Here is a 20,498-nt window from a genome sequence, read left to right as displayed (position 1 = left end):
GGTCCGTCGAACGGGCGGCCCGGGAACCGACGCTGCCGTTCAGGATCCAGCCATGGTCATTCTTCTCCAACCGATGCGCCAGCAGAACGCAACCACCGCGGCCGTACTGGTCGGGGCTGGGCCGGCTTGCCTCCGGCTTGTCGTCGCCGCAAGCGGCGAGAAGGAGGGCGGCGCCCAGCAGGCTCGCGGCGAGGGATCGATTCACCGGCGGATCGCACATCGGCGATCATGGGGCCCTGCATCAGTGTGGCTGGGTGCTACCCCACGCCCGGATCGGGTTGACCGGCTCACCTGGGCGGCTGCGTGGCCGCGTCGCCACCGGCTACCGCCCGCTGGCATGGCCACTTTCCGCCATGCCAACGGGCGGTGGTGTCCGACGAGAACGCCGACCACTCCCAGCTCCTGGCCGACAGCGCTTCAGATCTGCTCGCCGTCTCGCCACCTGTAGCGGGGTGACCACACGAACCAGTCCCTGTCATGGTCTCGACCGTGACAGGCGCGTTCGCATTCATCTTCGGTTGCTCACGCGAGATTGGTTGGGCTTGCCGAACCAGCGGGAGAGGTGGTCGTCCAGGTCCTGCTGATCGTCGCCGATCCAGGCGACGTGGCCGTCGGGGCGTAGCAGGACGCAGGGAACATCCAGTACCGCAGTGGGATCCGCGAGGTGATCGACCCGGTCCGACCAGCCGCCGACGGTCAGGCGTTCGGTGCGGTCCAGCAGCAGGCCGCGGCCGCGATGCAGCAGAGCGTAGAGGTGGCCCTGTTTCACGTCGATGTCGCGCAGGCGGCGGCCGAGCAGGTCGGGGCCCGCGCCGAAGTCGTAGCGGATGTCGATCGCGGTGATCTTCTCGATCAGATAGCGGTTCACCTCGTCGAAGTCCATCAGTTCGGTGAGCAGCCTGCGCACGGCCTGCGGGCCCGGTTCGGTGGACAGCAGTTCCATCTGGGCGCGGGTGTTGTCCAGCACGGCTTCGGCGACCGGGTGACGTTCGGTCTGGTAGGTGTCCAGCAGTGCTTCCGGGGCCCAGCCGCGGATCTGTGCGGCCAGTTTCCAGCCGAGGTTGAATGCGTCCTGAACGCCCAGGTTGAGGCCCTGTCCGCCGGTGGGTGGATGGATGTGTGCCGCATCGCCGGCCAGCAGCACCCGCCCGACCCGATAGCGTTCGGCTAGCCGGGTGGCGTCGCCGAAGCGGGACATCCAGCGCGGGGAGTGCACGCCGAAGTCGGTTCCGGCGATGGTGCGCAACTGTTGTTTGAAATCCTCGAGGGTGGGCGGTTCCGCCCGGTCGCTGACTCCTGCGGCGGGGACCACGACGCTGTAGACCCCTTCGCCGAAGGGCCGGAGCCAGAATCGTCGATGGGTCTCGCGGATTCCGGTCATCTTGGCGGTGATCTCCTCCTGCGGCACCCCCACTTCCATCTCGCCCATCAGCGTCTCGGTCCGCGAGGGCTCGCCGGGGAAGCCGACGCCGAGCAGTTTGCGCACCGTACTGCGCCCGCCGTCACAGCCGACGAGATAGCGCGAACGCAACCGTTCCCCATCGGCCAGCTCGACGGTCACACCGTCGCCGTCCTGCTCGAAACCGGCCACCGCACAACCGCGCCGGACCTGCGCACCCAGTTCGATCGCTCGTTCTTCGAGCAGGTGAACGATGACCGGCTGCGGGATGCCCAGCAGATAGGCGTGCGCGGAATCCAGGCCCGCGGGCGCGGGTTTGTTGATGGCGGCGAAGAAGCCGCCGGCCGGGCGCTGTCTTCCGTGTTCGAGAACGCGCTCCAGCAGCCCGCGCATGGCCATCAGCTCGATACTGCGAATATGCAGACCGACTATGCGGACGAACGACACGGGCTCGGTGTCCCTCTCCAGGACGAGTGCCCGCACATCGTGCAGCCGCAGTTCGGCGGCCAGCATCGCACCGGTCGGCCCGCACCCGGCAATGATCACGTCGAACAGGAGGGGCGCACGATCGGCGCCGGGGGCCGGCGATGGGAGTCCGGGAACGTCGCCCGCGGTGAAGGCGCGCTCGACCGTTTCGTTCGACGACGGCTCGGCGGTGAACTGCAGAGAGTGCATAGGTGTTGCCTTTCGGGAGTGCCTTGTTGGCGAGGCGCTCCCGGCGACACCTACATCAATCGCCCGACCGTGACGGGGAGGGGGAGCACCCACATCGATGCAGCGTTCATGGGTCTCACCTCCTCGGGCGGTGTCACGGGCAACCGCAAGCTACAAGCCCGAGCATCATCCCGTCCAGTCCTTTCCCCGCCGCGTGATCACGACTCCGAACAGCGCGAACGGCAAACGGCGGGGATGAGGGCGGATCAGACTCGTGGGCGGCCCGGCGGGTCGGTCCCGTCACGGTCGAGGTAGGCGTTGAACTCGGCGATCAGGACGGCCATGGCGGCGGCGAACCCGCGGCGGTGGTCCTCCAGCGTCATCGCGGCGGCCGCGTCAGCGTCGATCACGGGCTGGTCCTGGCGCAGCCGGTACCGGCGCTCCACGCCCGCCGAACAACCACAACTCGTCGTCACGCGAATTCAGCAGTTCCTCCAGGCGGCCACCTGACCGCGACCCCCAAGCCAGCCCGCCGAAGCCGGAGCGGACCAGCCAGCGTCCCATCCCGACCGCCCGTCACCGGGCGGTGGCGTTCTCCGGTACCGGCGTGCGGAGTGCCCTGCGCGCCCGCCCGCCGGGCTTGATGACACCCAGCGCGATGTTCAACGCCAGGACGGCGGCCCCGGCGGCGGGGATGAGGATGAACCGCAGGTGTTCGGAGGAGGTGATGGCGGTGCCTGTCACGGCCTTGTCCGCCATCCGCGTCAGCCCGGGGATCAGCGCGGCGAACACCAGGACGGTCAGGATTGCGGTGACGGCCAGCTTGACGGTGACCCACCAGTGCCGGCTGGGACTCCAGCCGGTGGTCAGTACCAGCAGCAGCCCGGTACCCAGTGCGGCGAGACCGAGCGGTGCCATGAGCCATTGCGCCATCAGGTGGCCGGCCGGGTAGGCCTGGCGGGGGTCGACGCCCCGCGCGGCGGCCACCCCCAGCGCCACCAGGACCAGTTCCATGCCGAAGACCGCGACACTGACGGCGATGTGTGTGGTCAGGAGGAGTCGGTTCGTCCGTGCTTTGCGCATCGCAGATCTCCATCTCAGACGGTGTGGATATCCGGTCGCCTCGAGTGGGCCGGGAGGCAGGCGATGGGGTTCAAGGACCACAGACGGCTCCCGGGTCGGCGGCGACCGATGCGGTGGCCTCGCAGGGGACTGGCGTCCCCGGGTCGCCCTCCTGGATGCCGACCCGCCGGTACACCCGCGCCAAGGGGCCGGGGGCCCACCAGTTCCATCGGCCGAGCAGCCGCATGGTGGCGGGTACGAGAAGAATCCGAACCAGGGTCGCGTCGACGACGATCGCGGTGATCATGCCTACCCCGATGAGTTTGGTGAACACGATGCGGCCGGTGGCGAAGCCGGCCACGACGACGATGAGCAGCAACGCGGCAGCGGTGATGATGCCCCCGGTTCGCTGCAGACCGACCGTGAGGGCCCTGGTGTTGTTCCCGGTGGCGTCCCACGCCTCGCGTACCCGGGACAGCAGGAACACCTCGTAGTCGGTCGCGAGCCCGAACAGGACGGCGAGCAGGAAGATCGGCACGGTGGGCTCGATGAAGCCGGGGGCGGTGAAGCTCATCGCGTCGGCGAGGTGACCGTCCTGAAACCCCCAGACGACCACGCCGAAGGACGCCGACAGCGAGAGCACGTTCAGCAGCACAGCCTTGACGGGCAGCAGCACAGACCCGAACGCGAGGAACAGCAGCACGAGGGTGACCCCGGCCATGATGGCCGCCATCCACGGCAGTCGGCCACGCAGGCTGGCCAGCAGGTCCACATCGCGGGCGGGCTGCCCACCGACGAGAACCGTGGCGCCGTCGGGCGCGGGCAGCGCCCGGATGGCGTGGACCGTCCGGTACGCCTCGTTCCCGGTTGCCTCTCCGATGTAGCCGACCGTGAGCAACGTCGTGTCCCGCGCACGGTCCACGGCCCGGACGCCCGTCACACCGGGCAGCCCGGCGACGCGGTCCGCGAGGTCGGTGACGGCCGCGGCGTCGGCATGCCGCACCACCACCTCGATGGGTGTGGCCGCTCCGCCCGGAAAGTCGGTGGCGATCCGCTCGCTGACCACGCGGGCGTGGTCACCGGCGGGTAGGACCCGCTCATCGGTGCCGGCGAACCGAGCGTGCCACAGGGGCGCGGCGAGTACCAGCAGCACGAGGAAGACCGCGGTCAGGTAGCTGACCGGGCGGCGCGTGACACTGGAGGCCACCCGCGCCCACCTTCCGCTGACGCCGTCGATGCCGGGCGACGACGTCCCGGCGACCGGCTGGTCGCCGTTCAGTGCGCGGCGCGACCGGTGACGCAACCATGGCATGCGCCCCGCGTCGACCCGCGGCCCGAGGATCACCAACAGCGCCGGAAGCACCGTCAACGCGCCGGCCATCGCGGAGCCCACCGCGACGATTCCGCCGATGCCCATCGAGCGCAGGAACATCTCCGGAAAGATGAGCAGGCTGGACAACGCCAGCATGACGGTCAGCCCGGAGACCAGCACCGTCCGACCGGCGGTGGCGAGGGTGCGGCCGATCGCCTCCCGGGGATGACGCCCGGCGCGCAGTTCGTCGCGGAACCGGCTGATCACGAACAGCGAGTAGTCCACCGCCATGCCCAGTCCGAGCAGGGTGAGCGCATTGGCGGCGAACGTCGACACGTCGGTGGTCATGGTGATCAGCCGGGTGATCGTCAGCCCGGCCAGCACTGCGAGCCCGCCGACCAGCAGGGGCATGGCTGCCGCGACCACCGAGCCGAACACGAACAGCAGCAGGATCAGCACCGCCGGCATCGCGATGGCCTCGCCGCGGGTGACGTCCTGCTTGGTGATGTCGTCGGTGTTCGTGTAGACGGCGACGACGCCACCGACCCGGCTGGTCAGGCCCGGAGCTTGCAGGTGAGCGCGGAGCGTCTCGTACTCGGCGAGCTTGCCCGTGTCGGTGCGGGCTCGTAGCGTGACGACGGCGTAGGTGGCGTGCCGGTCCCGCGAGACCATGGACGGGGCCCGGGTGTCGTAGTACGACACCACCCGGTCCACCTCGGGACGTTGGCGCAGTGCGGCGACCGCGGCTGTCAGCGACGCGCGGAACTCCGCGTCGTCCACCGTGGCGGTCCGGCTCTCGTACAGGACTATGAGATCCGCGCTGTGGCCCCCGAGTTCGGCGCGGATGACCCGGTCGGCGGACGCGGACTGGCTGCCGGGGTCGGCGAAGCCGCCGCTGCCCAGTTCAGCGAAGACGCCGCTGCCCCAACCGGCGCCGACGGCGAGCAGCGCGACCGCTGCGGCCACCACCGACCAACGGGCCCGGGTGATGAACCGCGCCCATCGTCGCCACAATCCGCCAGCATTACCGTCCCGGACCCGAACTACGGACATCGACAACCCCCAGATCCACGTCGAAGCACCTTGGCACCGGCATCCCGCCCACCCCCGTTGTGGCCACCCTGACCCGGGTGGAACGCCGACCTGCGTCGATCGTGTCCCTCGACGTCGGTCGGGCGCGTCGGGCTGCGGACGTCAACGGGTACGTCGCAGGACCCGTTTCTGGGGACCGGGCCGGTACGCCAGCGCGCGTACCCGGATACGCCGCTGCGCTGACCCGCGGGGCGGTGACCAGCGGATACGATCGACCAGTGGCATCGATCGTGGTGAGACTCCGCCCACCGGCCTGGGTGCCGGACATCGGGCTGGCACTGCTGGTCGCCTGGTTCCAGGTACGCGGCACGCAGCTGGTCGGCCTGCCCGCACAGACCGCGATGCTGGACCGGCCCGGCCACCTCGGGTACGTCCTGCTCGCGGGCAGCGGTCTGGTACTCGCCGGGCGCAGGCGCTGGCCCGTGGCCGTCTTCGCAGCGGTCGCCGCCACCAACGCCATCTACTACCTCGCCCACTACGCGGACGGCCCCTCGTGGACGGCGCTGTTCGTCGCGGCGTACACCCTCACCGCCCAGGCGGAGCACAGCCGAGTCCGCGTCGCGGCGGTCGCCATCGCATCGCTGTCCGTCGTGTGGCTGGCAACCGCCGATCTGCGACCGCTGCTTGGCGCCGGCTGGGTGTTCTTCCGCATCGGCACCGCCGTCATGGCGGCCGCCCTGGGCGAGTCGGTCCGGGCCCGGCGGGTGATCACCGCGCAGGCACTCGCCCGGGCGGAGCTCGCCGAACGCACCAGGGACGAGGAGGCGCTCGTCCGAGTGACCGCGGAGCGGCTGCGTATCGCCCGCGAGGTGCACGACACCGTCGCGCACGCCATCGCGGTGATCAACGTGCAGGCCGGAGTGACCGCCCACGTGTTGGACAAGCGATGCGCGCAGGCCCGCGAAACCTTGATGACCATCGAGGCGACCAGCGCCCGAGCCCTGGGGGAGCTGCGTGCCACACTGGCGATGCTGCGGGACACCGGCAGCGGGTGCGACACCGCCACACCCGGCCTCGCGCGGCTGACCGAACTGACCAAGGTCGCCGAAGATGTCGGCCTGCACGTGCAGGTGAACATCCCGGGGCTTCTGCCCGACCTGCCCGACGAGGTCGACCGTGCGGCCTACCGGGTCGTGCAGGAGGCCATCACGAACGCCATCCGCCACGCCGGCCCGGCCCGGATGGACATCCTGCTGTCATGTGCGGATGGCACGTTGTCGATAGACATCTCCGACGACGGCGTCGGCCCCCCGGACGCGGCGTTGCGCACCGAGAGCACGTATCCGAACATCGGCCGGGGCATCACCGGCATGCGGGAACGGTGCGCGTTGCTCGGTGGCACCCTCACCGCGGGTCCCGGACCGGCCGGCGGATTCCGGATACAGGCGCGCCTGCCCTTGACACCGGCCGGGTGCGGTAGCCGGCGCCCGAGCATCGCGAATCGCGGCCTGAGATGACGGGTACGCGCCCTCCCGCCGCCCATGAACACACCGGGGCGGGCAGCGACGAGCCCACCCCGCTGCCAGCGGCCCGCAGCGCGACCCACGGCGATCCCATCACCGTCCTCCTGGCCGACGACCAGGAACTCGTCCGCGCCGGCTTCCGGATGCTGCTGGCCGCGCAGGACGACATCCGGGTCGTCGGTGAGGCCGCGACCGGTGCCGAGACGATCAGCCTCGTCCGCGAGGCCCGACCCCAGGTCGTGCTGATGGACATCCGCATGCCCGTCCTGGACGGCGTCGAAGCCACCCGGCAGATCGCCGCCACACCCGGCCTGGCCGGGGTACGGGTGCTCATCCTCACCACCTACGACACCGACGAGTACGTCCACGAGGCATTGCAGGCCGGTGCCAGCGGGTTTCTGCTCAAGGACTGCGGACCCACCGAGCTCCTGCACGGGATCCACGTCGTGGCCGCCGGCGAGGCGCTACTGGCACCTCCGGTGACCCGCCGCCTCATCGCCCAGTTCACGGCGTCCCGCACCCGACGGCACCGAGGCGAGGAGATGCTACGACCGCTCACCCAGCGGGAACAGGAAGTTCTCGCCCTCGTCGGCCAGGGACTCAGCAACAATGAGATCGCCGCCCGACTGACCCTCAGTCCTGCGACAGTCCGTACCCACGTCGGTCGCCTCCTGGCGAAGCTGAACGCCCGGGACCGAGCCCAGCTCGTCGTGGCCGCGTACGAGACGGGCCTGGTCGTACCGGGTGGGTGATGGGACTGACATGCATTTCCCAGCGTGAGGAGCTGCGGACGGTAGCGGCGACAGCAACGGGCCGAGCCGAGGCGAGCTGAGGCGCAGAGTCCCCATGCCGCGAGGGCCGACGCCACCCTGCTGAGGCGCGCCCAACTACGTTGCCGGACGCCTCGCCCGACCTGTGCAGCAGCTCGGTGGATCGGGGCACTCAGCGGGTGATGTCATCCGATCGGCAGGCGCTTGAACCTCAGTGGCAGCACTGGTGCTCGCTGCCGGCGGGCCCGGTGGTGCCCAGGTCGTCGTCGCGGCCGGCGGCGAGGCGCGACCACTGCGATGTGGGCCGCCCGTCGAGCCGGAACTGGTCACCGTCGGTCCGGAAGCGCTGCGGCCAGCCTTCCGGCGAGTCCTCCCAGTTCTCCTGGCGACCGTAGGCGGTCATGTCGAGCAGGCCGTACGACGGCGCCATCGCCTCGACGCCCCGCCCGGTGGTCCAGTAGGTCTCGAACACCCGGTCGCCCTGGCGCAGGTAGCACGCCTTCATTCCGAACGCGCGCCCGGCGACGAGGGAGTCGAGCGACTCCGCGGGCACCGAGTACCAGGGCGCCTGCCAGCCCATGAAGTCGCGGTAGCGTGACGACTCCTCGAACGGCCCCTGGCAGAAGACCGCGAACGTGACGTCGCGCGAGTGCAGGTAGGACAGTTCGAGCACCTGGCCGGTGAAGAACGTGCAGCCCTCGCACTGGTCGGCGGCCGGCCTGCCCATGTGCCACATGTGGTACGACGCGAACAGTTGGCTCCTCCCCTCGAAAGCATCGAGCAGGGACACGGCGCCGTCGGCGCCGACCAGACGGGTGTTCGGATCGACCTCGACCATCGGCAGCCGCCGGCGGGCCGCGGCGATGGCGTCGCCCTCACGCGTGTGCGCCTTCTCGCGGAGCCGGAGCTCGTCGAGCTGCTTCTGCCAGGTCTCGCGGTCGGTGAGCGGGGGTGTCGCTGGCGTGGTCAAGGGTTCCTCCTCAGGTAGGCTGCTATGAGGCTAATAGTAACTGCTAGGATTGAGCAAGTACGAAAGGAGGGTGTCTCATGCCAACCCAGCGGGGCTATCGGCAGGCATGCGGTGTCGCGCGCGGCCTCGACATCGTGGGCGAGCGGTGGTCGCTGCTCGTGGTGCGCGAGCTGCTGCTCGGGCCGAAACGGTTCACCGACCTCCAGCAGGCGCTCCCGACCGCCAGCCCGAACGCACTGTCCGACCGGCTGCGCGAGCTGGCCGACGCGGGCGTCCTACGCCGTCGGCAGCTGCCTCCGCCAGGCAACGTGCGGGTCTACGAGCTGACCGCCTGGGGTCGTGGCCTCGAGCCGATCGTGGTCGCGCTGGGCACCTGGGCGCTGGTCGCCCCGCCGACCGCGGAACAGCTCTTCGTGAGCGCGGACAGCGCCATGCTGAGCATCCGCACCTTCTTCGTGCCGACGCCGGAGCAGCCCGAGGTGACGCTCCGGATCGAACTACGCGACCACGGTCCGGCCGGAGTGTTCGGCGTCCGCCTCACGTCGGCCGGCGCCGAAGTCGCCCACGAGCCGCCCCAAGAGCCGGACGCCGTCCTGGTCACCACGACGGATGCCCTCCTCGCCGCCTTCGGCAGCGACGACCTGGCCGGGCTCGTAGCTGCCGGCGCCGTCACGAGCGGCGATCCCGAGGTCGTCCGCCATCTCGTCGCGGGCGTACGCGTCCCGGCCTCCACAGACAAGTACTCAAACGGCACCCCCGGCCAAGGAGGGCGGACGGATCGCCGCCAGAGGCTGCCCGAAGGGTGACCCGCTGTCGCGCCAGCTCGGGCGCAGGGTGGCGGGACACCGTCGGTGGGGCACGGCCCGTGAGTGGTTGCGGCAGGTCATCCCGCCCGCCACCGAGCCGGCAAGCCGAGCAGACCACCGCCCGACCCGCCAGCGTCCGAACCTGCGTCAAGGTCCGCGTGACGTGGCAGGCTGGGCGGAGGTCCGCTCCCAGAGGGCGGTCAGGGCAGCTGGGATGGGTGCCACGTGTTGGAGCGTCGTAGTTCCGGTGGCGTCCTCATCGAGCGGCGGCGGTCGCCGCTGGCGACGTGGCGGCTGTCGGCGGGGAGTCATTGCTTTGCAGACGTAGGTAGGCGACGCTCGCAAGGATCACGACGGCAGCGGCTACCAACCAGATGGCCGAGGTTCCCACCCCGCCGAGGATGGTTCCGAGGCCGAGAGATGCCACGACAGCGCCAGCATTTGTGCTCATCGAGTAGGCCGACAGGGTGCTGGCTCGGCGTCCGGTGGGGCAGGAGCGATGAAGCAGAGTTTGGGCCAGTGGGGCGCGTAGCTCCAGGAACAGGTAGACGCCGATGAAGCACGTGCCGGCAACGAGTGGTGACGGGGCGATCGCCATGCCGGCGATTGAGGAGCCGATGAGCACGAGTAGGCCTGCACAGAGCAGGTCTTTGCGGCGGGCGATTCGCTCCGGCATGCGGGCAGCGAGCAGTGAGCCAACGCCGCCGCTCGCCGTCGAGGCCACGACCAGCAGTCCCAGCATGCTGGTTGCCTCAGCGGGCTCGCCGATCATGCGGGCAAACTCGGGTTGCCAGAAGGTTTCCACCGCGCCAATACCGACGCCGACGCCGACGCCTGCCAGTAGGAGCCATCGTAGGTTTCGCTGCCGAAGCGACACCTGGATGCTGTCCCAGGCGACGGCCGGACAAGACGCGAGGGTGCGGAGGACTCGCCTGGTTCCTTTGCCCCGTCGTGGTTCACGGATGAGGAGGAGAACGGCGAGGATCTGGAGGGCGGAGCATGGCAGCGCGGCGAGAAACGGAAGTAGCGCCGGTTCGCTGACGTTCTCGGTCAGGGTGTCCGGAAGCCGCGGCAGGACCGCGACGGTGAGGGCTCCGATCAGCACGGCCGCATTGGTGATGAACATGGCTCCGCCAATTGCAGGCCGGAGGTCCGCGCTTGGCCGCTCCGTGTACATACCCTCGACGTACCAAGCCTCCAACGAGCCGGAGTTGAGGGCGCGCCCGACTCCGCCGAGCGCCACAGCAGTGCAGAACTCGCCTGGGGAGTCAGAGAACAAAAACCCCGTGAAACAGATTGCTTCCAGAACAGAGGCGATGATGAGGATGGGCTTGGACCCGACAACATCCGCCAGGGTGCCGGTGGGTAACTCCAAGATCGCGGCAGTGGCGGTGTAGACGCCAAAGATCAGACCTATCTCAGCCGTGCTCAGGCCCTTTTGTGCGGGAAGGAGGGCCATCACCGGCATGACGAACCCGAGCGGCAGCCACCGCAACAGGTGACAGGTCCAATAGACCCGGGTCCGGCGACGGCTCGCCAGGTCGGCCGAGGTGGGCGTCATGACCGCTCCGGTACACCGAAGCCGAAAAGTCGTACCGGCACCGCGCCGGCTGGCCGCTCATGGGTCGGCCGATCGCGAAACCGAGCGATGAGAGAGCGCAACTGCTCGTTGAACTCCTGCACGTCGTGCGGGGTCATGTGCGCGGTGTCAGCCATGACGAACGCGGCCTCTTGCCACTCCGGAGAGTGATCGTCCTCGGTTCGCCAGTAGCCGTTCAACGAAGACAACGCTTCCGCCGTGAACCGCTCACGCAGCAGACGAGAGGCAGTTACGAACTCTGAAGACTGCTCAGTGCCCGCCGACCATCGCACTCCTCGCGCCCGTACCCGCCATGGCCGGTCCCGCCCACGCTCTGGGGGGTCCGCGTCCTCGATAAAGCCATACTTCGCCAGCTGCTGCAGGTGGTAGCCGGCTGACGGGACCGATACACCCGTTCGCTTCGCAAGCTGAGTCGCCGTCGCAGGCCCATCAAGTGACAACTCGCGCAGAAGCTGCAACCTCAACGGGTGGGCCAGGGCCCGCATCGTCACCGGGTCGGTCAGCTCGGTCGGGACATCGGGTGCCGTCATGGGTATCAAGATACCTTTATCAAGACTTCTTGATAAGCCGCGAAGCGAGATCCAGGCCGATCTGCTGCGAGCTCCAGTGGGCAACGGTGGGAGTCAGCGGGACCAAAAGGCCCAAGCCCTGACTGTGTTTCCGTGGGTCGGGGCCGCTCTTGCAGCTGGATGGTGGGTCAGGACAGATCTGCAGGCCGCCACTGACGCTGGGCCTCCACGCCGCAGTACCGGCGTTCGTCATCTCTGCCAGCCTGACGGAGCCGGCGAAGGGGTTTAGGCCGTCGCCAGGCCGTCTGGCGACGGACAGCGCGCGACCGACGACGCCAACGACGACGATCTTTGCCCAGTTTGCGCAGTGTCACTCGTGCGGGGCGAGCCCTGGTCGTCGCGCCTCACCTGCAGTCCGTGAACTGCAGGGGTGCCCAAGGCAGCGCGTTCCGCCAACCAGGGAGGTCGAAGGCCCAGGACGTGATCACGGAGTGGACGATCCGCTTGTCCTCGGCAAATGCCTGGAAGTGATGGTCCTCGTCACCCTCGCGGTACTCGACCTGGTACCCGCCGGCGTCGGTACGGGCAACCTGCACGAACGTCTGGCCGGTTGTGTCGGTGAGACGATCCATGACAAGGAACTGCTCCTCGCCGCGCTCCATGTCCGACAGCAGTTCGAACAGCAGATCCTCTGAGGGGTCGTCCCAGATCTGGCCGGACTCCATCTTGACCCGAAGTAGCGGAGCAGTCATGCCTCAATGATCCACGAACCGACGGCGCCTACCTGCCCCCGTGACCGACGACCAATCACCAGCAAAAGAAACACCAGTTCAGCCGCTACGTGGCGCCGGCTGGCCTGATGGGCGACGGACGGGTCGACCTCGACCAGGTCGGGGGCTACGGCGGTGGCGAGGATGGTCAGGTGGCTGCCGAGGTCGTCGATCTCGGTGTGAAGGGTGAGCCAGCGGCGGGCGAGGCTGCGCAGGGCGACCCTGGTGCCGAGATGAGGGCTCGATCACAACTCCTGGTCAGGTCACCACGCCGGCGCGTGCACGCGCTGTGAACGGTGCCTCCGCCGGACTAGTTGACGGGTCAACTTCAGGGTACGGGCGCAGACGTTGACGTTGGTTGGGTGGAGGCAACCCCTGCTGACGGTGGATCGATCGTTGAGGTGGTTAGTCGGTGCCAATGGCGGTCAGGATCTGCATGGCGCGGCGTTCCCGGTCCGCGAGTTCGGTGAGGAGCGCCGAGGCGCGGGTCAGGTGATCCGGGTCGCTGGTTTCTCCGGCGGCCGTCAGGTGCTGGGAGACGTTGGTCCACAGTGGGGCGATCTCGGCGTACATCTGGTGACCGAGGCGGACAGTCTCGTCGTCGACGATCGTGGCGCATTCGGCGAGGAAGTCCCGGTACATGTTGCGGAACAGGGCACCGCCGGTCCCGCCGCGTTCCATCAGCGTTGCGGCCAGCGGAAGGTCGTGGGACGGGTTGGTTGAGCGGTCGAGCCACCGCGTCACCTGTCGGGCCGCCTTGGCGATGCCGCGGTGGCCGAGGTTGGCGATGGGTGGGTTGAGGAAGGCGGTTGCGTTGTTGCGGATGGCCGTCCGGATGGCGTCGCCCAGATCGGGCCGGCCGGTGGGGCCGGCGATGGTGTAGGAGAGGTTGCGGGCGGTCATCGGTCCGCGTTCGTTGCGGGCCCGTTCCAAGCTTGTCAGCATGGTCGTCACAGGGCCGCCCTGCTGGGCGGTGTCGATCAGGTAGGCGTGGACGTCGTCGTAGCCATACATCGCGACGAAGTGTGCCCCGAAGTGGACCTTCGTGGTGAAGTAGTCGAGGTGGTAGGAGTCCAGTTGCAGGCCGACCGGGCGTCCGGCGGTGAGGGCGGTGGCGACGTTCTGCCATGCCTTACGGGGCGAGGCGGTCTCCTGGGTGTGCAGCGTCAGGTCCAGCCGGTCGGCCACGGTCCGGGTGATCGCGGTCGGCTTGGTGCGGCCGCCGAGAAACGGGAAGTCCATGCTCTTGGCGTCCCAGTAGACGAAGCCCAGACCTTCGCCGAGGCCGAACAGCATGGGCTCGGACAGGTCGAGGCCCTGGTGCCGCAGCAGGGCGCCGAGCGTGGTGGTCTCGCAGTGCTGACCGGCGGGGAACGCCACGTTTTCGATGATCATTCGGTTTCCTGGTCTGCTGGTCGGGGCGGGCCGGACGGGGGTCGGACCGGCCAGGCGATCTCGGTGCGGAGCGCGGCCGTGGGTACGCCGGGCGCGGGCGGGACGAGGTAGCGCTCCTCGGCCGGGCCCGCCAGCACCCGGTCCTGCTCGGCGATCCAGCGCCCCAGCGACCGGTAGGCGGTTTCGATGCCGTCGTAGCCGCCTTCGTGAACGGTCGCGACGAGCTGGCAGCCCGCCAGTTCCCCGGCCGCGATCGTCGCGGTCGGCCGGGGTGGGCGCCCCACCGGAGCGAACAACTCCACCTCCAGCTCCGCCGCGTCCAGGTCGTCGCTGAGGTAGCGGGTCCCGGCCGGCCCCGCCAGGGCGATCCCCTGCTCGGCGAGGCCGGCGAGCAGCCGCGCGAACCCGGGCGCCAGCGCCTCGGCCAGCCCGCTGAGCGGGGTACGCACCAGCAGGCGGGCGGTGGGCTGGGCGGGGCGCCACCGTTCGTACACGTGCAGCCAGCCCGACACCCGCGCCGGCTCGGCCAACACGGCCCCCAACCGCCCGGCGATCTCGTCCAGCCGGGCCGCCCGCGCGGCCACCCGGTCCCGGTGCCGCTCGATCACGGCGCGTGCCTGCTCCGGGGTGTCGGCCGCCAGGATCGCGGCGATCTCGGGCAACGGCACCTCCAGGTCTCGCAGCCGTCGGATCAGCCCCGCCCGGAGGAACTGGTCGACGCTGTACCGGCGGTAGCCGGTGTCCGGATCGACCCACGCCGGGACGAGCAGACCCAGCCGGTCATAGTTGCGCAGCACCCGAACGGACAACCGGGTCGCCCGCGCGAACACCCCGATCGGCATCAACCCTGTCACCGGCGCCTCCAACAGCCTCGACCCTTCCCCTGAGAGAGGGTCAACCCCGGCCCGGCCCCTGCCGCACCGACCACCGAAGAAATCATCGTGGACGAGCCGGTCGGCCGGCGGCGTACCAAGCGCGCTCGTGGGCCGCGCGCCCGCAGCTCGAACCGGCTGCCGGTACCTCATGGCCGCGGTCCTGACCGGCGCGGTCACGACGCCGACGATGGTGATCGCGGCTTCAAGGACGCGAGCGGCGACGAAGCCGAGCGCGGCGGCCTCACCGCCGATCTCACGCACCACCTCATGCACGCCCTCGGCAACCGCATCTGGGGCTTCAGCCCCGAGCTGTTCAACGCCCCCGAGCCGGCGGCACCACCGAAGGCGACCTGTCGACCGTAGGCCAGGGCTGCGCCGAGCAGTTCGAGTTCGAGTTCGCCCTGGACCTAACGGTGCCGGCGTCCCGGCAGGCGGTGATCGGCGAGACTTCCGGAAACTTCCGCGCCGTCAAGATTGCCGCGCCATTGGCCAACAACCTGCACGCCCATGTCAACCGGCATCTCAGCAGGCAAGTATCCGATCATGGGTTCCGAAAGTTTACCGGAAGACCTTGATATTCCAACGTGGACTCACCATCATCCATTGACAAGCTTGAGCTGCTGCAGGTCCGGACCACCACCCACGTCAACCCTCCAGCCGTCGACCCCACAACGCTCCGGTGACCCGACAGCGGGGGTCGAAGCCGAGGGCGGTCGCTGGCCGTCACCGGCCACCATCGCCGCCGGCTCGTACCACATGCCTCGTCCCGTCCCACACATCACGAGTAGGTAGACCATGCACGACGTCCCGATCCAGGAGAACCGCAGGCGCGGTCGCATCAGGCTGCTCATCAGCGCTGCCTGCGCCGCCGCGCTGGCCATCACCGGAACGATGCTGGCCGGCACCGCCTACGCCGAGGCCGACCGGACCATCACCTCGAATTCGACCGGCACCCACAACGGCTACTTCTATTCGTACTGGAAGGACAACGGCAACGTCACCATGACCCTGGGCGCCGGCGGCCAGTACAGCGTCCAGTGGAGCAACATCAACAACACCGTCGTCGGCAAGGGCTGGAACCCCGGCTCCAGCCACACCGTGAACTACTCGGGCACCTTCAGCACGAGCGGCAACGGCTACCTGGCGCTGTACGGGTGGACGACCAACCCGCTCATCGAGTACTACATCGTCGAGAACTTCGGCAGCTACAACCCGAGCACCGGCGCCACCCGGCTGGGCTCCGTCACCACCGACGGCAGCACCTACGACATCTACCGCACCCAGCGGGTCAACCAGCCTTCCATCATCGGCACCGCGACGTTCTACCAGTACTGGAGCGTCCGGCAGCAGAAGCGCACCGGCGGCACCATCACCACCGCCAACCACTTCAACGCGTGGGCCAGCCTCGGCCTGAACCTGGGCACGCACAACTACCAGATCCTCGCCACCGAGGGCTACCAGAGCAGCGGTAGCTCCAACATCACCGTCAGCGAGGGCAGCGGTGGCGGCGGCAACCCGCCGCCGCCGAGCCCGAGCCCGTCGAATCCGCCCGGCGGCGGCGACGGCAGCTGCTCCGTGAGCGTCACCCGGGGTCAGGAGTGGTCCGATCGGTTCAACGTGAACCTGTCGGTCAGCGGCAGCAGCACCTGGGCCGTCAACATCTACCTGAACGGCGGGCAGAGCCTGCAGAACAGCTGGAACGCCAACGTCAGCGGAAGCTCGGGCACGCTGACCGCGACACCGAACGGCTCCGGGAACAACTTCGGCATCACCGTCTACAAGAACGGCAACAACAACACCCCCACCGCCAGCTGTTCGTCCTCCGGCGGGGGCGGTAGCGGCGGCAGCTGCTCCGTGAGCGTCAGCCGGGGTCAGGAGTGGTCCGATCGGTTCAACGTGAACCTGTCGGTCAGCGGCAGCAGCAGCTGGACCGTCAACATCTACCTGAACGGCGGGCAGAGCCTGCAGAACAGCTGGAACGCCAACGTCAGCGGAAGCTCGGGCACGCTGACCGCGACACCGAACGGCTCCGGGAACAACTTCGGCATCACCGTCTACAAGAACGGCAACAACAACACGCCAACCGCCACCTGCACATAGGACCGGCTGCTCCAACCGTGGTCGGGGGTGCCGGTCGGTCGACGGCACCCCCGAACCCGCGCGCGCTGCCACAGCACCGGTCCTGGCGCGAGTCCGAGCGCCGCGCCTTCAACGCGGCCGTTCGGCGGGTCGGGCGCCCGAAAAACCGTGTCCGCCACCGCTCTCCAGCTGGCTAGCATTCCCGTCGATGGCAGAGTTCGTGCATGTCACCGAGGCCCGGTCGGCCCGCCGGATCGAGAGCTCGGGAATCGCCGCGCGCAGCCGCGGGCCGGGTGGCGGACGGGGCGTGTACTGCATGCCGGTGCTGCCGTCGTTCACGCTCACCTACCAGTGGGTGCGTGAGCTGCGGCGCTGGCACCCCGGCGTGCTCGTCGCGGTGCATCTGCGGCTGCCCGACGACGAGCCGGTGACCTTCGGTCACTACGGCGCCCCGGCGCGGGAGGCCACCGCCGCGCAGGCGGTCGCCGTGGTACGGGGACTCGACGATCCGCGCGGCTACGAGGTGTTCGTGCCCCGCGCGATCGTCACCGCGGAGGTACGACGGATCCGTGACGTTCCGCAGGGAGTCGGTTGGCGGTACCTGCCGGCGGCCCACGGCCGGCGGCCCTGCCCCTGTCCGGCCTGCCTGCCGCGCGGTGCCTACAAGGTGGCCAAGCTGCGCCGGCGATTTCCCCACGACGCGCCACCCAGGCCGAAGAGCGAGCTGATGACGCGGCTGCGGACGGCGGCCACCGCCGACGAGATCATCGACGTGCTCGGCGAACTGGGCCGAGGCCGGCGCGGCGGTGCCGAGGAGTTGGCCTACCTTGCCGACCATCCCGATCCGCACGTACGCGACACCCTCGAGAGCGTCCTGCGGGCGTACCGTGGCCGCGAAGCGCGGCGACTGCGCGAGCGGTTGCGGCGCGGCGATTCACCGGCGTCGGATCCGGACGGCCGCTGACGGACGTCGTCGCTCCGCGGGCCGCACCCGGCGCAAACCGGCAAATCCTCGTCCGCGTACTCGGGTGGCAGCCGGTTCACTATCCTGAACCGCGGGTTCCGCAGCCGGTACGCCCGCGCTGGGCGCGTCCGATGCCTCCGGCGATTTCCGGGCTGCCCGTCAACCGTGGCGGCGGAGCGGCCCGATGACGGAAGGAAGCGCCCGTGCCGGTGGATGTGCTGTCGGAGGTGACGATCGATCGCCCGGTCGCCGAGGTGGCCGCGTACGCGGGCGACCCGTCGAACGCCCCTGCCTGGTACGTCAACATCCGCTCGGTGGAGTGGCGGACGCCGCCGCCGATGCGGGTCGGCTCCCGGGCCGCCTTCGTGGCGCAGTTCCTCGGGCGGCGGCTGGCCTACACGTACGAGATCGTCGAGCTGGTGCCCGGCGAGCGGCTGGTGATGCGGACGGCCGAGGGGCCGTTTCCGATGGAGACCACCTACGAGTGGGCGCCGCAGGGGGCGGAGCGTACCCGGATGACCTTGCGCAACCGCGGCGAGCCGAGTGGCTTCGCGACGATCGCCGCGCCCGTCCTAGCCGGCGCGATGCGCCGGGCGAACCGAAAGGACCTGGCGAGGTTGAAGGCGCTGCTGGAGGAGCCGGCGGCCTGAGCACGGCCGCGCCGCGGTGGGCCGATCCGGGTGCCGGTGAGTGCGCGACCCGGGTTCAGTCGCTCCAGTCCAGTTGGTGCTCCGGAACACCCACCGTCCGGCCGTACTCGACGGCCTCCTCCCGTCCCGCCCGGTCGTCGCGTCCGTAGCGGAAGACCCGGTTCGCGAAGACCACGACGTGCTCGTGCCCGACGGTGAAGTCGGCGTACCAGCCGCCATCGGTCGCCAGCGATTCGGCCAGCGCACGCCCGAGCTCGTCCGCCACGTCGTCCGCCGCCGCGAACTCGAGGAAGGTCCATACCCGCGGCTGGGCGCCGGAGGCCGAGGTCGACACGTCCTTGCGTGCGATCCGGGTGATGCTCAGCCCCGCCACCCTGAACTCCGCGCCGGGGCGAAGGCTCTCGGCCAACAACGTTCCTCGAATCATGGACCGAGGATGTCAGACCGGATCGGCCGGCGCGGCGTAGGCGAGCAGGATGGTGCCCAGCACGAGCGCGGTCCGAACCCACCACAGGCCGAGCGCTCTGGTCTAACTTGATCTTTAACCTGTCGGGCGGTGGCATCGACCCCGGCTGATCATGGGGACAGCCCTTGATCGATCATTCCTCTTGTCTAGGGAAGAAGATCGCAAACCAAGGGCTGTCTGGTGATGAGTGTGCACGATGCCGGAGCGTTCGACGCGGTCGGGAGGTTGGCCGCGTTCCGGCGTGAGTTCCACCGTTGTCTGACCGCTCGTGGGGATGCGTTGTTCGAGCTGGCAGACGCGCTGTTGTGCGGTGACGCGCCGGTGCGGTCGCTGGTGGAGTTGTCGCTGGTGGGTGAGCATCGCCGCGGTCACGGCTCGCTGTACGCGGCGTTGAATCGCGGCCGGATCGACATCGCGCAGCTGCGGACCGCGGTGGCGGCGGTGCCGCTGCCGAGGGCTGCGGACGGGCGGGTCGTCCTGGCGGTGGACGTGACGTGCTGGCTGCGGCCGGAGGCGCACACCTGCCCGGAGCGGGTGCTGTGTCACACCTACGGGCGTGGCAAGGACACCCACATCGGGGTGCCGGGCTGGCCGTACTCGTTCGTCACCGCCCTGGAGGCCGGGCGCACCTCGTGGACCGCCCCGTTGGACGCCCGCAGGCTGGCGCCCGGCGACGACGCTGCCACGGTCACCGCCAGCCAGTTGCGGGACGTGGTGCAGCGGCTGATCGCTGCCGGACAGTGGCAGCCTGGTGATCCGGACGTGTGGATCGTCGCGGATGCCGGATACGACGGGCCCCGCCTGGCGTTCCTGCTGGCCGATCTACCGGTGAAGGTTCTGGTGCGAATGCGTTCCGACCGGGTGCTGCGCCGACCCACGCCACCCCGGCTGCCCGGCACCACCGGCCGCCCACGACGCCATGGCGGCGAGTTCATCTTCGGCGACCCGGCCAGCTGGGGCGACCCGGACGCCGCCACGACCACCGACACCCGTCTCTACGGCACCGCGACCGCACGGGCCTGGCACCGGCTGCACCCCAGGCTGACCCACCGCACCGCCTGGACCGCCCAGCACGGCCCGCTGCCGATCATCGAAGGCACCGTGATCCTGCTGACCGTCGACCGGCTGCCAAGCGGCGCCACCGCGAAACCGGTCTGGCTGTGGTGGTCGCAGGCCACCGCCACCGCCGCTGAGGTTGACCTGCTCTGGCAGGTGTTCCTGCGCCGCTTCGACATCGAGCACACCTTCCGCATGCTCAAACAGACCCTCGGCTGGACCAGCCCGAAGCTGCGAGACCCACATGCCGCCGACCGCTGGACCTGGCTCGTGCTGGCCGCCTACACCCAACTCCGGCTTGCCCGCACCGCCGCTGGCGACCTCCGCCGGCCCTGGGAACGCCCCACACCACCCGAACGGCTCTCACCCGCCCGCGTCCGCCGCGCGTTTCGGCACCTACGCACCAAAGCCGGCTGCCCCGCCGCCGCACCAAAACCGAGCCGACCAGGCCCCGGACGACCACCCGGACACCCCAATCGCCACCGAGCCGCCCGCCACGACGTCCACATCGTCACAGCCGCCACCAGCAACAAGCCGAACAACAGCACCAAGAAAACGAAGACCTCGAATAACCCGAGGCCACGACGCACAGGTTAAAGATCAAGC

19 protein-coding genes and 2 pseudogenes are annotated in these 20,498 nt (G+C 69.5%); 9 read left to right on the top strand and 12 right to left on the bottom strand.

The annotated features are described in order from the left end of the window. From ACL02O_RS28385 to ACL02O_RS28365, 5 genes are all read right to left on the bottom strand, one after another. The coding region (locus ACL02O_RS28385; protein WP_412821237.1) for a hypothetical protein at positions 1-205 on the bottom strand (205 nt) is incomplete at its 3' end. A 303-nt stretch (positions 206-508) separates the two neighbouring features. Beyond that, complete coding sequence (gene rox / locus ACL02O_RS28380) at positions 509-1,954, bottom strand: rifampin monooxygenase (RefSeq protein WP_412821238.1); 1,446 nt, start codon at positions 1,952-1,954, stop codon at positions 509-511. Between the two features lie 365 nt (positions 1,955-2,319). Further along, entirely contained in the window at positions 2,320-2,463 is a 144-nt protein-coding gene (locus ACL02O_RS28375) for a hypothetical protein (protein ID WP_412821236.1), read from the bottom strand. 166 nt (positions 2,464-2,629) lie between these two features. Continuing rightward, positions 2,630-3,136, bottom strand: a complete 507-nt coding sequence (locus ACL02O_RS28370; RefSeq protein ID WP_412821235.1) for a hypothetical protein — start codon at positions 3,134-3,136, stop codon at positions 2,630-2,632. Positions 3,137-3,206: 70 nt separating this feature from the next. Further along, entirely contained in the window at positions 3,207-5,441 is a 2,235-nt protein-coding gene (locus ACL02O_RS28365) for an MMPL family transporter (RefSeq protein ID WP_412821234.1), read from the bottom strand. A gap of 296 nt (positions 5,442-5,737) precedes the next feature. Between ACL02O_RS28365 and ACL02O_RS28360 the strand changes: the two genes are divergently transcribed. Together ACL02O_RS28360 and ACL02O_RS28355 are read left to right on the top strand one after the other, a co-directional pair. Continuing rightward, positions 5,738-6,976, top strand: coding sequence for a sensor histidine kinase (locus ACL02O_RS28360; RefSeq protein WP_412821233.1), 1,239 nt, complete (start codon positions 5,738-5,740; stop codon positions 6,974-6,976). After that, complete coding sequence (locus tag ACL02O_RS28355; protein ID WP_412821232.1) at positions 6,973-7,734, top strand: response regulator; 762 nt, start codon at positions 6,973-6,975, stop codon at positions 7,732-7,734. The genes ACL02O_RS28360 and ACL02O_RS28355 overlap by 4 nt, the downstream gene beginning before the upstream one ends. Before the next feature lie 229 nt (positions 7,735-7,963). On the opposite strand, the gene ACL02O_RS28350 is transcribed toward ACL02O_RS28355, so the two are convergent. After that, the gene (locus ACL02O_RS28350) at positions 7,964-8,722 is read right to left on the bottom strand and encodes a DUF899 family protein (protein ID WP_412821231.1); all 759 of its coding nucleotides are present in this window, start codon (positions 8,720-8,722) and stop codon (positions 7,964-7,966) included. A 77-nt stretch (positions 8,723-8,799) separates the two neighbouring features. On the opposite strand from ACL02O_RS28350, the gene ACL02O_RS28345 reads away from it, so the two are divergent. After that, a complete protein-coding gene (locus tag ACL02O_RS28345) occupies positions 8,800-9,528 on the top strand; it encodes a winged helix-turn-helix transcriptional regulator (protein WP_412821230.1) in 729 nt (242 codons plus the stop codon). A 256-nt stretch (positions 9,529-9,784) separates the two neighbouring features. On the opposite strand, the gene ACL02O_RS28340 is transcribed toward ACL02O_RS28345, so the two are convergent. The 3 genes from ACL02O_RS28340 to ACL02O_RS28330 form a co-directional block, all read right to left on the bottom strand. Next, entirely contained in the window at positions 9,785-11,089 is a 1,305-nt protein-coding gene (locus ACL02O_RS28340) for an MFS transporter (RefSeq protein ID WP_412821229.1), read from the bottom strand. After that, positions 11,086-11,658, bottom strand: a complete 573-nt coding sequence (locus ACL02O_RS28335; RefSeq protein WP_412821228.1) for an ArsR/SmtB family transcription factor — start codon at positions 11,656-11,658, stop codon at positions 11,086-11,088. The genes ACL02O_RS28340 and ACL02O_RS28335 overlap by 4 nt, the downstream gene beginning before the upstream one ends. A gap of 383 nt (positions 11,659-12,041) precedes the next feature. Further along, complete coding sequence (locus ACL02O_RS28330; protein ID WP_412821227.1) at positions 12,042-12,389, bottom strand: hypothetical protein; 348 nt, start codon at positions 12,387-12,389, stop codon at positions 12,042-12,044. Positions 12,390-12,496: 107 nt separating this feature from the next. Here ACL02O_RS28330 and ACL02O_RS28325 point away from each other — a divergent pair, with 107 nt between their 5' ends. Then, on the top strand, positions 12,497-12,700 hold the full coding sequence (locus tag ACL02O_RS28325) for a hypothetical protein (RefSeq protein WP_412821226.1): 204 nt from the start codon (positions 12,497-12,499) through the stop codon (positions 12,698-12,700). Between the two features lie 112 nt (positions 12,701-12,812). Here the strand turns inward: ACL02O_RS28325 and ACL02O_RS28320 are convergent, their stop codons facing one another. After that, entirely contained in the window at positions 12,813-13,802 is a 990-nt protein-coding gene (locus tag ACL02O_RS28320; protein ID WP_412821225.1) for a BtrH N-terminal domain-containing protein, read from the bottom strand. Continuing rightward, positions 13,799-14,656, bottom strand: coding sequence for a MerR family transcriptional regulator (locus tag ACL02O_RS28315; protein ID WP_412821224.1), 858 nt, complete (start codon positions 14,654-14,656; stop codon positions 13,799-13,801). The genes ACL02O_RS28320 and ACL02O_RS28315 overlap by 4 nt, the downstream gene beginning before the upstream one ends. 252 nt (positions 14,657-14,908) lie before the next feature. On the opposite strand from ACL02O_RS28315, the pseudogene ACL02O_RS28310 reads away from it, so the two are divergent. The 4 genes and pseudogenes from ACL02O_RS28310 to ACL02O_RS28295 all read left to right on the top strand — a co-directional run. Then, a pseudogene (locus tag ACL02O_RS28310) lies at positions 14,909-15,252 on the top strand (hypothetical protein); the annotation flags it as partial. Between the two features lie 220 nt (positions 15,253-15,472). Beyond that, positions 15,473-16,501 (top strand): annotated as a pseudogene (locus ACL02O_RS28305) (glycoside hydrolase family 11 protein); the annotation flags it as partial. 463 nt (positions 16,502-16,964) lie between these two features. Continuing rightward, on the top strand, positions 16,965-17,720 hold the full coding sequence (locus tag ACL02O_RS28300; RefSeq protein WP_412821222.1) for a HEAT repeat domain-containing protein: 756 nt from the start codon (positions 16,965-16,967) through the stop codon (positions 17,718-17,720). Between the two features lie 203 nt (positions 17,721-17,923). Then, complete coding sequence (locus tag ACL02O_RS28295) at positions 17,924-18,370, top strand: SRPBCC family protein (RefSeq protein ID WP_412821221.1); 447 nt, start codon at positions 17,924-17,926, stop codon at positions 18,368-18,370. A 55-nt stretch (positions 18,371-18,425) separates the two neighbouring features. Here the strand turns inward: ACL02O_RS28295 and ACL02O_RS28290 are convergent, their stop codons facing one another. Continuing rightward, positions 18,426-18,779 (bottom strand): hypothetical protein, encoded by a 354-nt coding sequence (locus ACL02O_RS28290; protein WP_412821220.1) that lies wholly within the window; start codon positions 18,777-18,779, stop codon positions 18,426-18,428. 237 nt (positions 18,780-19,016) lie between these two features. Between ACL02O_RS28290 and ACL02O_RS28285 the strand changes: the two genes are divergently transcribed. Beyond that, the gene (locus tag ACL02O_RS28285; protein WP_412821219.1) at positions 19,017-20,489 is read left to right on the top strand and encodes an NF041680 family putative transposase; all 1,473 of its coding nucleotides are present in this window, start codon (positions 19,017-19,019) and stop codon (positions 20,487-20,489) included. Positions 20,490-20,498 lie beyond the last annotated feature (9 nt).

The sequence above is a fragment of the Micromonospora mangrovicola genome (genome assembly GCF_047200535.1).
Taxonomy (GTDB): domain Bacteria; phylum Actinomycetota; class Actinomycetes; order Mycobacteriales; family Micromonosporaceae; genus Micromonospora.
Note: the sequence above shows the minus strand (reverse complement) of the source record. Positions and strands in the feature narration are given on the sequence as shown.

Excerpts from the sequence above, each read along its gene's own strand:
- ACL02O_RS28335 (WP_412821228.1), bottom strand. The coding sequence starts at position 11,658 with ATGACGGCACCCGATGTCCCGACCGAGCTGACCGACCCGGTGACGATG.
- ACL02O_RS28340 (WP_412821229.1), bottom strand. The coding sequence starts at position 11,089 with ATGACGCCCACCTCGGCCGACCTGGCGAGCCGTCGCCGGACCCGGGTC.
- ACL02O_RS28325 (WP_412821226.1), top strand. The coding sequence starts at position 12,497 with ATGGGCGACGGACGGGTCGACCTCGACCAGGTCGGGGGCTACGGCGGT.
- ACL02O_RS28300 (WP_412821222.1), top strand. The coding sequence starts at position 16,965 with ATGGCAGAGTTCGTGCATGTCACCGAGGCCCGGTCGGCCCGCCGGATC.
- ACL02O_RS28355 (WP_412821232.1), top strand. The coding sequence starts at position 6,973 with ATGACGGGTACGCGCCCTCCCGCCGCCCATGAACACACCGGGGCGGGC.
- ACL02O_RS28370 (WP_412821235.1), bottom strand. The coding sequence starts at position 3,136 with ATGCGCAAAGCACGGACGAACCGACTCCTCCTGACCACACACATCGCC.
- ACL02O_RS28320 (WP_412821225.1), bottom strand. The coding sequence starts at position 13,802 with ATGATCATCGAAAACGTGGCGTTCCCCGCCGGTCAGCACTGCGAGACC.
- ACL02O_RS28330 (WP_412821227.1), bottom strand. The coding sequence starts at position 12,389 with ATGACTGCTCCGCTACTTCGGGTCAAGATGGAGTCCGGCCAGATCTGG.
- ACL02O_RS28345 (WP_412821230.1), top strand. The coding sequence starts at position 8,800 with ATGCCAACCCAGCGGGGCTATCGGCAGGCATGCGGTGTCGCGCGCGGC.